The 15,289-nt window shown below is 56.2% G+C and carries 11 protein-coding genes; 7 read left to right on the forward strand and 4 right to left on the reverse strand.

Going from position 1 to position 15,289, the window contains the following annotated elements; genetic code table 11:
- Window positions 1–2: 2 nt before the first annotated feature.
- Entirely contained in the window at window positions 3–1,787 is a 1,785-nt protein-coding gene (locus O1724_RS04905) for a diguanylate cyclase (protein WP_059371191.1), read from the reverse strand.
- Between the two features lie 114 nt (window positions 1,788–1,901).
- Complete coding sequence (locus O1724_RS04910) at window positions 1,902–3,011, reverse strand: AI-2E family transporter (protein ID WP_003863175.1); 1,110 nt, start codon at window positions 3,009–3,011, stop codon at window positions 1,902–1,904.
- Between the two features lie 157 nt (window positions 3,012–3,168).
- Here O1724_RS04910 and mmuP point away from each other — a divergent pair, with 157 nt between their 5' ends.
- The 6 genes from mmuP (at window position 3,169) to tauD (ending at window position 9,071) form a co-directional block, all read left to right on the forward strand.
- Window positions 3,169–4,569 (forward strand): S-methylmethionine permease, encoded by a 1,401-nt coding sequence (gene mmuP / locus O1724_RS04915; protein ID WP_017383140.1) that lies wholly within the window; start codon window positions 3,169–3,171, stop codon window positions 4,567–4,569.
- Window positions 4,556–5,488: a homocysteine S-methyltransferase gene (gene mmuM / locus O1724_RS04920; RefSeq protein ID WP_045337343.1), complete on the forward strand. Its 933-nt coding sequence runs from the start codon at window positions 4,556–4,558 to the stop codon at window positions 5,486–5,488. Before mmuP ends, mmuM begins: the two co-directional genes overlap by 14 nt.
- 173 nt (window positions 5,489–5,661) lie before the next feature.
- Entirely contained in the window at window positions 5,662–6,624 is a 963-nt protein-coding gene (gene tauA / locus O1724_RS04925) for a taurine ABC transporter substrate-binding protein (protein WP_126297083.1), read from the forward strand.
- A gap of 10 nt (window positions 6,625–6,634) precedes the next feature.
- Window positions 6,635–7,402: a taurine ABC transporter ATP-binding subunit gene (gene tauB / locus O1724_RS04930; RefSeq protein WP_059371133.1), complete on the forward strand. Its 768-nt coding sequence runs from the start codon at window positions 6,635–6,637 to the stop codon at window positions 7,400–7,402.
- Window positions 7,399–8,226, forward strand: a complete 828-nt coding sequence (tauC, locus tag O1724_RS04935) for a taurine ABC transporter permease TauC (protein ID WP_126297082.1) — start codon at window positions 7,399–7,401, stop codon at window positions 8,224–8,226. Before tauB ends, tauC begins: the two co-directional genes overlap by 4 nt.
- Entirely contained in the window at window positions 8,223–9,071 is an 849-nt protein-coding gene (tauD, locus tag O1724_RS04940; RefSeq protein WP_126297081.1) for a taurine dioxygenase, read from the forward strand. Before tauC ends, tauD begins: the two co-directional genes overlap by 4 nt.
- A 108-nt stretch (window positions 9,072–9,179) precedes the next feature.
- Here tauD and olsF read toward each other — a convergent pair whose 3' ends face one another.
- Both olsF and hemB read right to left on the reverse strand, forming a co-directional pair.
- Window positions 9,180–10,883, reverse strand: coding sequence for a bifunctional ornithine lipid synthase OlsF (olsF, locus tag O1724_RS04945; RefSeq protein WP_048241321.1), 1,704 nt, complete (start codon window positions 10,881–10,883; stop codon window positions 9,180–9,182).
- Between the two features lie 128 nt (window positions 10,884–11,011).
- Complete coding sequence (hemB, locus tag O1724_RS04950) at window positions 11,012–11,986, reverse strand: porphobilinogen synthase (RefSeq protein ID WP_003859169.1); 975 nt, start codon at window positions 11,984–11,986, stop codon at window positions 11,012–11,014.
- Between the two features lie 452 nt (window positions 11,987–12,438).
- Between hemB and O1724_RS04955 the strand changes: the two genes are divergently transcribed.
- Window positions 12,439–15,213 (forward strand): autotransporter outer membrane beta-barrel domain-containing protein, encoded by a 2,775-nt coding sequence (locus O1724_RS04955; RefSeq protein ID WP_126297080.1) that lies wholly within the window; start codon window positions 12,439–12,441, stop codon window positions 15,211–15,213.
- The last annotated feature ends 76 nt before the right edge of the window (window positions 15,214–15,289 follow it).

The raw sequence follows: 15,289 nt of genomic DNA on the forward strand, positions 1-15,289 counted from the left end.
GCTTAACCCGCCTCCAGCATACTGAAACTGACGATCCGCGAGCGCCCCAGCTCTTTCGCCCGGTAGAGCGCCACGTCTGCCGCGCGCAGCAGGTCGTCGCTTTGGGCGTGCTGCGGGTAACTGGCGATCCCGATCGACACATCTACCGGGCCAATCTCAGCAAGCCCATAACGTAGCGACAGCGTATGGACGCCGTTATAAATCTCCGTTGCGCAGGCGTGAGCCGCGTCCTCATCCGCACCCGTAAGTAGCACCAGAAACTCTTCGCCACCAAAGCGGAAGGCCAGGCCGGCATCGTGCACGGCACGCTGAACAATTGTCGCCACGCTCTTAATCACATGATCGCCAGCCTCATGGCCGAAGCGATCGTTAATGCTTTTAAAGTGATCGATGTCGATCATCATGCAGCTCACCGGTTCATCATTGCGCATCGCCTGAGCTATCTGAGTGCGCAGGGTATCTTCAAGGTGGTGGCGGTTACGCAAGCCGGTGAGCGGGTCGAATAGCGCTTTTTCCAGCAGGGCATCGCGCAGACGCTGGTTGGCCAGCGCCAGACCCAGGGCTTCCGCCATTAATTCGAGATAGGCGCGGGACGGTGCCGTTTCAGGCGTGATGTTCTGAAACGACAGCAAACCAATGGCTTCCCCCTGCGCAATGAGCGGCACGCAGAGTGAACTGTCTTTTTGTGATTCAGGCAGATGCTGGCAACCGATATCCGGCTCGCCGTTGACCGGTGGGTGGCTCTGACCACGGCGTATGGCCCAGCATTGATCGGGGTGGAAAGCATTTTTTTCTCCCTGGGGAGATAACCATTCCGCTGCACAGCGCATCTCCCACGGGTTTCGATCCAGAATATACAGACGCCCGGCGACACCCGGCGCAATGTTGGGAGCAAACAGCTCTGCCACCTCAATCACGTCGCTAACGTTCTCGCAGCCCTGCAAGCGCTGGGTCATTCGCGCGAGCAGCTCGCGGATGGCCCAGTCTGCGTCGCGTTCTTTTTCAAGCCGCTGCCTTGCCAGCCCGTTCTCGCGGAAAATGCGAATGGCCTGCGCCATATCGCCTATCTCATCGACCTGGTTGAAATTTGGCGTTTCGACGGCGTAATCCTGTGAGGCCAGCCGGTGAACCACATCACTGAGGCGCACCACCGGGCGCAGCACGCGGTGCTTGAGAATAAAACCCATCACGAATAAGAAGAGCAGGGCGGTCAGGCCGACCATCATTTCAGAGGCGGTACGCAGGGTTTTTGACGTGTTGGTCGCTGCCTGGACATCGGCGATAATGCGCTTATCCAGAAGCACACGAAAATGGTCAATCTTGCTTTGGGCGCGTTCCATTTCAAGTTCGTAGATTTTGCCGAAGAGTAACGCAATGGCCTGTTGTTCCTCACCCCTGGCGACGCTGGCAATTGCTGCCTGCTGTTCATCCTGTAGGTCATCGACAATCTTCAGCCCTTCGTACAGCAGCGCCAGCTCTTCGCCCGTTGCGCCCGTATCTTTTAACTGGCCCAGCTTGCGCTCGATATTCTTCAGTTCGCCTTCTTTCGCCTGGTACGTTTTCAGCACATCGGGCTCTTTTTTGATGGCGTAAAGGCGCGCTAAGTCGGAGAGCATCCAGGTTTCTGCTTCAATCTCTTCCGTAAGCTGGTCAAAAATTTGTCGTTGCTTAACAGCCTGACGTTCTACGTTGTCGGCATGGGAAGCCATCAGCATGACGATACCGGAAGCAATGGTCAGGCACACCGTGACACCATAGGCCCAGTTTGTGATCGTGGCGATTCGCACCTGTTGGATCCTTCTACGACAAATGTGGAAGAGCGTTCATTAAAGATTATAGAAAACCCCTGATTTATCGCGAAAAAAAAGGCGGCACCGGGCCGCCTGTCAAAACGCGTTTAGTTAGAGATCCGGAGGATTTTTTCCTTCTTCGATAAAATCTGCGTCCAGCTCCTCGGCGTTGCCTGCGTGGTCGCGGCCGGAGAAGAGGTTCCAGCAGGCGATAAACAGGGCGGCAATCAGCGGCCCAATCACAAAGCCGTTAATGCCATACAGCTCCATACCGCCGAGCGTGGTGATCAGTATCAGGTAGTCCGGCATTTTGGTGTCTTTGCCCACCAGCAGCGGACGTAAAAGGTTGTCCACCAGCCCGACGATAATGACAAAGAAGCCCACAATGAACAGACCCTGCCACAGCTGGTGAGTGGCAAACAGGAAGATGGCGGCGGGAACCCAGACGATAGCCGAGCCGACGGCGGGCACCAGGGAGAGGAACGCCATCAGCGCTCCCCACAGTACGCTACCGTCAATACCGACGATGGCAAAGGCGATACCGCCAAGCGTACCTTGAACCACCGCCACGACCGCCGTACCTTTTACCGTAGCTCGCGAGACGCCGACAAACTTCGCGAACAGGTGCTGTTTGACGAAGTCAGACAGCGGCAGCGAGTCGAGGATCTGGCGCACCAGATAGGGCCCGTCTTTGAGCAGGAAAAACAGCAGGTACAGCATAATGCCGAAGCTAATAGCAAAGCCGAACGTCCCTTTACCAATCAGGAACGCGCTACCCGCCAGATACTGTCCGCCCTGTAACGCGACATCGGAAAGCTTTTTCTGGATCTGCGCGGCGTTGGTCAGGTTGTGATCCGCCAGGAAGCCGCTGGCCCAGTCCGGCAGGCGGTTGAAGATACCGGCGATGACTTCCGGGAACTGCGTGTTGTTCTGTTGCAGCTTGGTGTAAACCATGTTCAGTTCCACCGCGAGCGAGGAAAGGATCACCATCAACGGAATAAACACGATCAGGCAGATAATGCCGAGTGTGAGGAGGGAAGCCAGCCCGTTGCGATCGCCCAGCGCGGTACGCAGCTTGTTTTTCACCGGGTTGAAAATGATGGTCAGGATCGCGGCCCACAGAATCGCCGAGAAATAGGGTGACAGCACGTCAAAGAAAGCCCAGGTTACAAGGGCCAGGATGAGAATAAAGAAACCTTTGGTCAGTCCGTTAAATCGCATAGTGAGTCCTGGTGAAGAAGAAACTGTGTCGACTATAGAACTGATTTAAGGATTTACCAATAATTGCGCCGAAGTCGTGCCGGGTGGCTTTTTGTTAACAATCGCGGTATAACACCCTTCTTTGGATGTTTAGATGTCCATACGTTTAGAAGGTAATATGCAAACAGAACAACAAAACGGGCAGCTTAAGCGCACCATGAAAACCCGCCACCTGATTATGCTCTCGCTGGGTGGCGTTATCGGCACAGGGTTATTCTTCAATACCGGATACATCATTTCGACAACTGGCGCGGCGGGCACGCTGCTGGCGTATCTTATCGGTGCGCTGGTGGTCTGGCTGGTTATGCAGTGTCTGGGCGAGCTCTCCGTGGCGATGCCGGAAACCGGGGCGTTTCACGTCTACGCCGCTCGTTATCTCGGCCCGGCGACAGGGTATACCGTGGCGTGGCTGTACTGGCTTACGTGGACAGTGGCGCTCGGATCGAGCTTTACCGCAGCCGGGTTCTGTATGCAGTACTGGTTTCCGCAGGTTCCCGTCTGGACGTGGTGCGTCGTCTTTTGCGTGGTGATTTTTGCTCTTAACGTGATTTCCACGCGTTTCTTCGCCGAAGGGGAATTCTGGTTCTCGCTGGTGAAAGTCATCACCATCATCGCCTTCATTATTCTCGGCGGAGCGGCGATCTTCGGTTTTATCCCGATGCAGGATGGTTCACCGGCGCCGGGCTTGAGCAACATTACTGCCGAAGGCTGGTTCCCGCACGGCGGTCTGCCGATCCTGATGACCATGGTGGCGGTCAACTTTGCCTTCTCAGGTACAGAGCTTATCGGCATCGCGGCAGGGGAAACGGAAAACCCACACAAGGTTATTCCGGTTGCTATTCGCACCACCATCGCCCGGCTCATCATCTTCTTTATTGGCACCGTGTTTGTGCTGGCGGCGCTGATCCCCATGCAGCAGGCTGGCGTGGAGAAAAGTCCGTTTGTGCTGGTGTTTGAAAAGGTCGGCATTCCGTATGCGGCGGATATCTTTAACTTCGTGATCCTGACGGCGATCCTCTCGGCGGCGAACTCGGGCCTGTACGCCTCTGGCCGTATGCTGTGGTCTCTGTCTAACGAGAAAACGCTGCCGCGCTGCTTTGCCCGCGTCAACAAAAACGGCGTGCCGCTGACGGCGCTCTCCGTTTCCATGCTGGGCGGCGTGCTGGCGCTGTTCTCAAGCGTGGTCGCGCCGGATACGGTGTTTGTGGCGCTGTCAGCCATTTCCGGTTTTGCGGTGGTGGCAGTGTGGATCAGCATCTGCGCGTCGCACTTTGTGTTTCGTCGCCGTCACGTGCAGTCCGGGCAACCGCTTTCGGCGTTGCAGTATCGCGCGCCATGGTATCCGCTGGTGCCCGTGCTTGGATTTATCCTCTGCCTGGTGGCCTGCGTCGGCCTGTGGTTTGACCCCAGCCAGCGTATTGCCCTTTATTGCGGGCTTCCGTTTGTCGCCCTGTGTTATGGTGCGTACTATCTGACCCGAAACCTGACCACGCAGGAGCCTGAACATGTCGCAGAATAATCCGCTTACCGCCCTCCTTGAAAACCAGCCGTTTGTCGTGCTGGATGGGGCAATGGCAACGGAGCTGGAAGCGCGCGGTTGTAACCTTGCCGACAGCCTCTGGTCGGCTAAAGTGCTGATGGAAAACCCGGAGCTGATCCGTGACGTACACCTCGACTACTACCGCGCGGGAGCACAGGTGGCGATCACCGCCAGCTATCAGGCGACACCCGCGGGCTTTGCCGCTCGCGGGCTGGACGAGTCGCAATCCCGGGCGTTGATTGGCAAAAGCGTAGAGCTGGCACGCAAAGCGCGGGAAGCGTACCTGGCTGAGAACGCAAATGCAGGCACGCTGCTGGTGGCGGGATCTGTGGGCCCTTACGGCGCGTATCTGGCCGATGGTTCCGAGTATCGCGGCGATTACGTGCGTAGCGCTGAAGAATTCACCGCCTTCCACCGCCCGCGTGTAGAGGCGCTATTGGATGCGGGCGCGGATTTGCTGGCCTGTGAAACGCTGCCTTCGTTCACTGAGATTAAGGCGCTGGCGGCGTTGCTGACGGCGTATCCCCGCGCCCGGGCATGGTTCTCATTTACCCTGCGTGACAGCGAGCACCTGAGTGACGGAACGCCGCTGCGGGATGTCGTTTCTGCGCTGGAAAACTACCCGCAGGTTGTCGCGCTGGGGATCAACTGTATCGCGCTGGAAAACACCACCTCGGCGCTGACGCATCTGCACAGCCAGACATCGCTGCCGCTGGTGGTCTATCCGAATTCCGGCGAGCATTATGATGCGGTGAGCAAAACCTGGCATCACCACGGTGAAGCGTGCGAGACGCTGGCGGGGTATTTACCGCAGTGGCTGGCGGCTGGCGCTAAATTAATCGGGGGATGTTGCCGGACCACGCCGAAAGATATTGCTGCGCTGACGGTTCAGCGCTGAGGTCTTTGCCGGGTGGCGGCTGCGCCTTACCCGGCGAAACAACCGCACAAAATTCACTATCCTTTCCCGCTTTTTTTCTAAAAACGAATCGTCATTAGCGATTCTTTTTTATTCCTTTATCAAAATTCTCGCGCCGGAAATACTGCTCTCATAACAACAAGGGAGCAGACATTATGGCAATTTCATCGCGGATCACACTTCTCGGCGCACTGGCGCTGTGGGCATTTCAGGCGCAGGCGGTGGACGTCACCGTCGCGTATCAGACTTCCGCTGAGCCGGCGAAAGTCGCGCAGGCGGATAACACCTTCGCCAAAGCGAGCGGGGCGAACGTCGACTGGCGCAAGTTCGACAGCGGCGCGGCGATTGTGCGGGCGTTAGCCTCGGGCGACGTGCAGATTGGCAACCTGGGCTCCAGCCCGCTGGCGGTGGCCGCCAGCCAGCAGGTGCCGATTGAAGTTTTCCTGCTGGCGTCGCAGCTCGGAAATTCCGAAGCGCTGGTGGTGAAGAAAAGCATCACGAAACCCGAAGATTTGATCGGCAAACGCATCGCAGTGCCGTTTATCTCCACCACGCATTACAGCCTGCTGGCAGCGCTGAAACACTGGGGCATTAAGCCCGGCCAGGTGCAGATCATCAACCTGCAACCTCCGGCGATTATTGCCGCCTGGCAGCGTGGCGACATCGACGGAGCATACGTCTGGGCGCCCGCCGTCAACGAACTGGAAAAAGAGGGCACCGTGCTGACCGACTCCGAAAAAGTGGGGCAGTGGGGCGCGCCAACCCTTGATGTCTGGGTGGTACGTAAGGACTTTGCCGAGAAACACCCTGAAGTGGTGAAAGCCTTCGCCAAAAGCGCCATCGACGCACAGCAGCCATACATCAGCAACCCGGATGAATGGCTGAAACAGCCCACCAACCTGGAGAAACTCTCACGTCTGAGCGGCGTGCCGGAAGCTGACGTGCCGGGGCTGGTAAAAGGCAACACCTATCTGACGCCTGCTCAGCAGGTCCAGCAGTTGAACGGGCCGGTAAGCAAAGCGATTGTTGACACTGCGAGGTTCCTGAAAGAGCAGGGCAAAGTGCCTGCGGTGGCGGCGGATTACAGCCAGTTCGTGACCGATCGCTTTGTGAAATAAGGGGGCTGCAATGCTGAACATTACAAACCTGTCTGCCGATTACGGCGGCAAACCCGCCCTGGAAGCGATCAACCTGACGCTGGACAGCGGTGAACTGCTGGTGGTGCTGGGACCGTCCGGCTGCGGGAAAACGACGCTGCTGAACCTGATCGCCGGGTTTGTACCGTATCAGCACGGCTCGATCCAACTGGAAGGGAAACGGGTCAGGGGGCCGGGCGCAGAGCGCGGCGTGGTTTTCCAGAACGAAGGGTTACTCCCGTGGCGAAACGTTCAGGAAAACGTTGCGTTTGGTCTGCAACTGGCCGGTGTAGCGCGTGAACAGCGCCTGAATACGGCGCGCGATATGCTGAAAAAGGTCGGGCTGGAGGGGGCTGAAAAACGCTTTATCTGGCAGCTTTCAGGCGGGCAGCGTCAGCGCGTCGGGATCGCCCGTGCGCTGGCGGCTAACCCACAGTTGCTGTTGCTGGACGAACCTTTCGGGGCGCTGGATGCCTTCACCCGCGAGCAGATGCAAACCCTGCTGCTGCGCCTGTGGCACGAAACCGGCAAGCAGGTGCTGTTAATCACCCACGATATCGAAGAGGCCGTGTTTATGGCGACGGAGCTGGTGCTGCTCTCACCGGGGCCGGGACGCGTGCTGGAGCGCCTGCCGCTTGAGTTTGCCCGGCGCTATGTGGCGGGAGAACCGGTACGCAGCATCAAATCCGATCCGCTGTTTATTGAACAGCGTGAATACGTCTTAAGCCGCGTGTTTGAGCAACGGGAGGCGTTCTCATGAGCATTGTTTTCAGTGAAAAAACGCGGCGGACGCGCCTTGCCTTACGCTGGCCGTTCTCTCACCAGATCACTTTAAGCGTCAGCACGCTGGTGGTGTTGCTGGCGGTATGGTGGGCGGTTGCCGCGCAGCAGTGGGTAAGCCCGCTGTTTCTGCCCCCGCCAGGCCAGGTTCTGGAAAAACTGATTACTATCGCCGGGCCGCAGGGCTTTATGGATGCCACGCTCTGGCAGCATTTAGGCGCCAGTCTGACGCGTATTCTGGTGGCGCTGCTGGCGGCGGTCATTATTGGCGTTCCGGTGGGGATCGCGATGGGACTGAGCCCGACGGTACGCGGCATTCTCGACCCGCTGATAGAGCTTTACCGTCCCGTCCCGCCGCTGGCTTACTTGCCCCTGATGGTGATCTGGTTTGGCATCGGCGAGACGTCAAAGATCTTACTGATATACCTGGCGATTTTTGCGCCGGTCGCGATGTCGGCTCTGGCTGGCGTAAAGAGTGCGCAGCAGGTACGCATACGTGCGGCGCAGTCGCTCGGCGCCAGCCGCGCGCAGGTCCTGCTGTTCGTCATTTTACCGGGCGCGCTGCCGGAGATATTGACCGGGCTGCGCATCGGCCTTGGGGTGGGCTGGTCTACGCTGGTGGCGGCAGAGCTGATAGCCGCCACACGCGGCCTTGGGTTTATGGTGCAGTCGGCGGGAGAGTTCCTGGCGACTGATGTGGTACTGGCAGGGATCGCAGTGATCGCCGCGATCGCCTTTGGATTAGAACTGGGACTGCGCGCGCTACAGCGTCGCCTGACGCCCTGGCATGGAGAAATACAATGAGTGAACGTCTGACGATTATCCCGTTGGGGCCGTACATTGGCGCGCAAGTGTCGGGCCTGGACGTAACCCGTCCGCTGAGCGATAACCAGTTTGAGCAGCTGTACCACGCGGTGCTGCGTCATCAGGTGGTGTTCCTGCGTGAACAGGCCATTACCCTGCATCAGCAGCGCGCGCTGGCCCTGCGTTTTGGCGACCTGCATATCCACCCCGTCTATCCGCATGCGGAAGGGGTGGAGGAGATTATCGTCCTCGACACCCACAACGATAACCCGCCGGATAACGATAACTGGCATACCGATGTGACCTTTATCGACACACCGCCAGCCGGGGCGATTCTTGCGGCGAAGCTGTTGCCTGAGACGGGGGGCGATACGCTGTGGGCCAGCGGGATCGCAGCGTTTGAGGCGCTCTCCGCGCCGCTCCAGACCCTACTGAGCGGCCTGCGGGCGGAGCATGACTTCAAAAAATCATTCCAGGAATATAAGTACCGTAAAACGGAAGAGGAGCACCAGCGCTGGCTGGATGCGGTCGAAAAACATCCCCCGCTGCTGCACCCGGTGGTGCGTACGCATCCGGTGACCGGAAAGCAGGCGCTGTTTGTGAATGAAGGGTTTACCACGCGTATCGTGGACGTAGCGGAGAAAGAGAGCGAGGCGCTGCTCAACTTCCTGTTTGCGCATATCACGAAACCCGAGTTTCAGGTGCGCTGGCGCTGGCAGGAGAACGATCTGGCGATCTGGGATAACCGCGTCACGCAGCATTACGCCAATGCGGATTACCTGCCGCAGCGAAGGATTATGCAGCGGGCGACCATCCTGGGGGATAAGCCGTTTTATCGTCCATAACCCTTCCTTTTCGGCTCATGTAGGGCGGGTAAGGCGTAGCCGCCACCCGGCTATTATGCTCCGTTCATGCCGGGTGGCGCTGCGCTTACCCGGCCTTCAAATACGACATTACGACAAATGGGCCTCAATATACCGCTGATAGCGGTTCGCCTTCAGATAACACAAATCCACCAGCACCAGCCCGTCGATACAGTTATTGAACGCCGGATCGCTGCCGAAATCGACAAACTGCACGCCGCCGGGTTCGCATAGCTCGGAATACTGTTTGTAGAGCGGCGGGATGCCGCAACCCAGGTTGCCGAGCAGGGATTTGAGCTTTGTCAGGTCATCCACGTAATCCACCCCGCCAAATTGCGCCAGCACGTCTGGCAGGGATGCGGGATAGGGCTGGCGCGAGGCGGCTAGAGGATGCGTCGCCGGGAACCACAAGCGGTAAAAGGCGACCAGCAGATCCCGCGCGGCAGGCGGTAACCCCCCGGAGATGGAGACCGGGCCAAACAGGTAACGGTAATGAGGATAGCGTGCCAGATAGGCGCCAATACCTGACCACAGATAGTCCAGACCGCGACGCCCCCAGTAGCGCGGCTGTATAAAGCTACGCCCCAGCTCAATGCCGTGCTCCAGTATGTCCTGCATTTTTTCGTCGTAGTGGAACAGGCTGTAGCTGTACAACCCCTCGACGCCGCGCTTTTCCACCTGCATGGCCGTTGGCATAAAGCGGTACGCGCCGACAATCTCCAGGTCATCGTCATCCCACAAAATGAGGTGCAGATAGTCATCATCGTAGCTGTCCGTATCCCGCCGCTTCCCGCTGCCTTCCTCCACGGCACGAAAGGCAATCTCGCGCAGCCGCCCCAGCTCGCGCAGCAGAGGCGCCTCTTCCTGCCCGTTGCGCTGCCAAAGATAGATGGCCTTACCATCGCTCGTTTTTCCCAGACACTCGGCCTGCGCCAGTTCGCGCTTCAGCGTGGCCCTGTCTTCCGGGCGGGCAATGGCGCACTGGGTTTTAAAGACGCCAGGCAATCCCTTGCCAAGACGTATCACGTGCTGACGACACTGCTCGGCCATCTCACGCGATGAAAGGGTAGAACTAAACCGGTCATTCCAGGCAATCTGCTGGCCGATTTTGATCGGCAACTGACTGTGACGGCGGCGAAACATCTGTTGCATCAACAGCAGCATGGATACCGTTGGCGAGACCAGGGTACTGGCATAAAACAGCAGGCTGTTGTGCGCCTGGATATGTACCGGAAGTAGCGGCACCCGTAATTTGCCAGCCAGCTTGATAAAGCCCGGATGCCATTTTTTATCGCGTATGCCTTTGCGCGTTGGGCGGGAAACTTCGCCCGCCGGAAAGAAGATCAGCACACCGGCGTTTTGCAGGTGCTGCTCCATCTGTATCAGCGAAGCTTTTGCGGTTCTGCCGCCCATATTATCCACGGGAATAAACAATGAACTGAGGGGCTCAAGGTGGGACAGCATCCTGTTGGTAACAACCCTGACGTCGCGGCGCACGCGGGAAACGGCGTACAGCAACGCCAGCCCATCCAGCGTGCCAGTGGGGTGGTTCGCTATCACAATGAGTGGGCCGTGTTCGGGGATTTGTTCGAGATCGCGGGCGGAAACGGAGCAGTGAATATCAAGGTGTTCCAGAACCTGATCCACCATATCCAGCCCTTTCAGGTGACGGTGGCTGGCGGCAAACTGCTGAAATTCGTCTTCGTGAAGCAGTCTTTTTAACAGACTTTTTTGCCAGGGTGCGGGCCTCGCCTGAGGCCAAAGGTCATCAAGAACGCTGTCGAGACTAAACATTGAACACTCCTCCTGCCGTCTTGCCCAGACAGTAGAAGGAGGAGATGTCGTTTGTATTGCAGTTTGGTGAAGATTAGCGCAGAGAGCAGGCCGGGTAAGGCGAAGTCGCCACCCGGCGCTAAAGCGGATTAACGCAGAATTTTCTTCTCGGCCAGATCCAGCGCGAAATAGCTGAAGATCAGATCCGCGCCCGCACGTTTGATCGCCCCCAGGCTTTCGAGGATCACTTTCTCTTCGTCGATGGCACCCGCCTGCGCGGCGAATTTGATCATCGCGTACTCACCGCTCACCTGGTATGCGCCCAGCGGCAGTTCGGTGCGTTCGCGAATGTCGCGCAGGATATCCAGGTACGCGCCAGCCGGTTTCACCATCAGGCAGTCAGCGCCCTGGGCTTCATCAAGCAGAGATTCACGAATCGCTTCGCGGCGGTTCAGCGGGTTCATCTGATAGGTTTTACGATCGCCTTTCAGCGCCGTGCCCGCTGCTTCACGGAACGGACCGTAGAAAGAGGAGGCGAATTTGGTGGAGTAGGACATGATGGCGGTGTCGGTGAAGCCCGCGGCATCCAGCGCATGGCGAATCGCCTGTACCTGCCCATCCATTGCCGCAGAAGGCGCAATGAAATCCGCACCCGCGGCGGCGGCAACCACCGCCTGCTTGCCCAGATTCAGCAGGGTCGCATCGTTGTCCACGCCGTGATCGCACAGCACACCACAGTGGCCATGAGAGGTGTATTCGCAGAAGCAGGTATCGGACATGACGATCATCTCCGGCACACTCTCTTTGCAGATGCGCGACATGCGTGCCACGAGGCCGTCTTCTTTCCAGGCATCGCTGCCGGTCGCGTCAGTGTGGTGGGAGATACCGAACGTCATCACCGAGCGGATGCCCGCATTCGCAATGCGTTCGATCTCGCGGGCCAGATGCTTTTCAGGAATGCGCATCACGCCCGGCATCGCGTCGATGGCTTTGTAGTCATCGATCTCTTCTTCAACAAAAATCGGCAACACCAGATCGTTTAAGGTCAGTGTTGTCTCTTCAAACATGGCGCGCAGTGCGGGTGACTTGCGCAGGCGACGGGGACGTGCAATTAAATCGGTCATGGTATGCCTGATGTTTGTGGAACAAAGAGGTATAGTGTACCTGAAAGCAGGGAGCGGTGTTTTACTAAAGTTGTCTTTTAGATTTTCGAAATCGACTAATATACGCTGCATGTATTTAGTCTATATTATAAATCTTATTCTGATGTTCAGCGTGGCGTGTAATATTGGTGAGGCTTCTATATTGGTTTGGGATTATAAATATAAATGATTAATTGCTTTTTATTATATGTGTCGAAGCAACTAAAGTAGTTTGCAATCAGTTGAATTTATAATATTTATTCATAATGATTGATATTGCCGTGGGTTTATAAGCTTATTTGTCTGAATACGGACTTAATGGAATCATTCATTGAACCTTTTCGAAGTGAAACTGCATAATTCCTTCCGCAATTTAATGTTGCTAAATGATTTGATGGACAAACTTGCTTACGTCCCTGAGGAGGGATGACCCAATGCAAACATGGAAAAAGAAACTGGTTGTATCACAACTTGCATTAGCCTGCACACTGGCTATCGCTTCTCAGGCCAATGCGAAAGATATATCCGGCACGACATATAATACTTTTGGATATGACAATACTGCGTCCACGCCCTGGTATTATGGTTATGCTGACTGGAATTATTCAGATGCCACACATGATGGTGACATTTATCCGGTCGTCAATAAATCAACCGTAAACGGAGTTATTTCGACATACTATCTGGATGATGGTGTCAATGGCCGTGCGAACGCGTTGAGTATTTCTAACAGCACCATTAATGGCATGATCACCTCAGAGTGTATGACCACGACGTGTGCAGATGGCGTAGATACTGACGGCACCGCTCATACCCAGTATGATCGTTTTAGCCTGACCGTTGATAACTCCACCATCAACGATACCTACGAGCATTACGCGTATGATGTCGTCAATGGCGAAACCACTGAAACGCATTATCTGGACACCTATGATCTGGGTAACGCCATCACGCTGGACGTTGAATCTGATATCGTTATTCAGAACAATTCCCACGTTGCGGGTATCACGCTGACGCAGGGTTACCAGGATCTGGATAACACGCCATACGACGGTGTTGAAGGCGTTGCTAACAGCAGCAATGTCTTTACCGATACGCTGGTGGTGAAAGACTCTGTGCTGACCTCCGGTGCGTACAGCGATCTGGGTACCAGCGGCTTCTACGGTCAAACGGCGAAGCCGAGCGACTACGGTGAAACCAACGCCACGGCTGCGGATGATGCGGCGCTGATCGTTGTGGCTGGCGCGTCTGATAACGCTATGCAGACCACCGCTACCTTCGATCACTCTACCATTACCGGCGACATCCTTTTCTCCAGCACCTTTGATAACAACTTCTACGAGAATGGCGATCCGGCAACGGATACCACCGATGACGGCATCTATAACCCAACTACCAACGGCTGGGATGATACCGACAAGCTGGATGTCACGCTGACCAACGGCAGTAAATGGGTGGGTGCCGCGCAGTCCAGCGTTGAGGCCATCGGCACGGCGCAGATGTATGGTGAAGGCTACAGCAATGTAGACTGGCATGCACTTTCTCCAAACAGCATCTGGCCTGATTCTACCTTTGATAGCAACGGTCACGTTGCAGGTGAAGAGGTTTATCAGAGCGGCCTGTTCAACGTGGCGCTGGATAACGGTTCCGAGTGGGATACCCGTAAGATCTCCAACATCGACGCGCTGACGGTGAACAACCAGTCTCAGGTCAATGTTGAAAACTCCGGCCTGCTGGCGGATTCCATCACCCTGACCAATGCGTCTAGCCTGAACATCGGCGACAACGGCGCGGTAGCAACCGATAGCCTGTATCTGGATAGCTACAGCCGTGCGGCACTGACTGAAGAGACAGCTGAGCTGTATGCCAACACCATTACCGTGGACAACGGTGCAGAGCTGGCGCTGGGTCTGGGTCAGGTTGATACGCACAATATGGTGCTGACCGATGGCGGTGTACTCAACGTTGCCAGCCGCGATTATGTGCTGAACAGCGACCTGAACAACGCACGGTATATCACCAACGATCGCAATAAAGCGGACTACGACTATGGTGTTGTCGCGCTGAACTCTGACGGTCATCTGGCGGTGAACGGTGACGTTGCCGGTAACTATAAAGTGCGCATCGACGATGCGACCGGCGCAGGCTCCGTAGCTGACTACAAAAACAAAGAGATCATTCGCGTCTATGACAATAACGCGGATACCGCTGCCAGCTTTACTGCGGCAAATAAAGCTGATTTAGGTGCATACACCTATCAGGCGCAGCAGAAGGGCGACACCGTTGTTCTCCAGCAGGAAGAGCTGACTGACTACGCCAACATGGCGCTGAGCATTCCTTCTGCTAATACCAACATCTGGAATCTGCAACAGGATACCGTGGGTACCCGTCTGACCAACAGCCGTCATGGCCTGGCAGATAACGGCGGCGCATGGGTGAGCTATTTCGGCGGCAACTTTGACGCGGATAATGGCACCGTTAGCTACGATCAGGACGTAAGCGGCATTATGGTAGGTCTGGATACTCAGATCGACGGTAATAACGCGAAGTGGATTGTCGGTGGTGCGGCTGGTTTCGCGAAGGGTGATATCAGCGATCGTACGGGTCAGGTCGATCAGGACAGCCAGACTGCGATGATCTACGCGTCGGCGAAGTTCATGAACGATATCTTCCTCGACAGCTCACTGAGTTACACCCGCTTCAACAACGACCTCTCTGCCACCATGAGCAATGGTCAGTATGTTGACGGTAATACCACGACTGACGCCGTTGGTTTCGGGATGAAACTGGGCTATGACTGGAAACCAAACCTGTCTGGCTACGTCACGCCTTACGCGGCGATTTCTGGCCTGTTCCAGTCCGGTGATGACTACCAGTTAAGCAACGACATGCGTATCGATGGTCAGTCTTACGACAGTATGCGTTATGAAGTCGGCGTGGATGCAGGTTATACCTTCAACTACGGCGGCGAGCAGGCATTAACGCCTTACTTCAAACTGGCTTACGTGTATGACGATGCTGACAACAATGCTGATATCAACAACGACAGCATTGATAACAGCGTAGAAGGCTCTGCGGTTCGCGTGGGACTGGGTACTCAGTTCAGCTTCACGAAAAACTTCAGTGCTTACACTGATGCGACTTATCTGGGCGGCGGCGACGTTGACCAGAACTGGGGAGCAAACCTGGGTGTGAAATATACCTGGTAAGAAAAAAACGCGGGGGATTTTGCCCCCGCTTTTTTATGTGCTTTAAAAATAATAAAGAACCGACAGATACAGATGA

It is taken from the genome of Enterobacter cloacae complex sp. HYC074_NIDB (assembly GCF_056673345.1).

Excerpts from the sequence above, each read along its gene's own strand:
- tauA (WP_126297083.1), top strand. The coding sequence starts at position 5,662 with ATGGCAATTTCATCGCGGATCACACTTCTCGGCGCACTGGCGCTGTGG.
- hemB (WP_003859169.1), bottom strand. The coding sequence starts at position 11,986 with ATGACCGATTTAATTGCACGTCCCCGTCGCCTGCGCAAGTCACCCGCA.
- tauD (WP_126297081.1), top strand. The coding sequence starts at position 8,223 with ATGAGTGAACGTCTGACGATTATCCCGTTGGGGCCGTACATTGGCGCG.
- tauB (WP_059371133.1), top strand. The coding sequence starts at position 6,635 with ATGCTGAACATTACAAACCTGTCTGCCGATTACGGCGGCAAACCCGCC.
- tauC (WP_126297082.1), top strand. The coding sequence starts at position 7,399 with ATGAGCATTGTTTTCAGTGAAAAAACGCGGCGGACGCGCCTTGCCTTA.
- olsF (WP_048241321.1), bottom strand. The coding sequence starts at position 10,883 with ATGTTTAGTCTCGACAGCGTTCTTGATGACCTTTGGCCTCAGGCGAGG.
- O1724_RS04955 (WP_126297080.1), top strand. The coding sequence starts at position 12,439 with ATGCAAACATGGAAAAAGAAACTGGTTGTATCACAACTTGCATTAGCC.
- mmuM (WP_045337343.1), top strand. The coding sequence starts at position 4,556 with ATGTCGCAGAATAATCCGCTTACCGCCCTCCTTGAAAACCAGCCGTTT.
- mmuP (WP_017383140.1), top strand. The coding sequence starts at position 3,169 with ATGCAAACAGAACAACAAAACGGGCAGCTTAAGCGCACCATGAAAACC.
- O1724_RS04910 (WP_003863175.1), bottom strand. The coding sequence starts at position 3,011 with ATGCGATTTAACGGACTGACCAAAGGTTTCTTTATTCTCATCCTGGCC.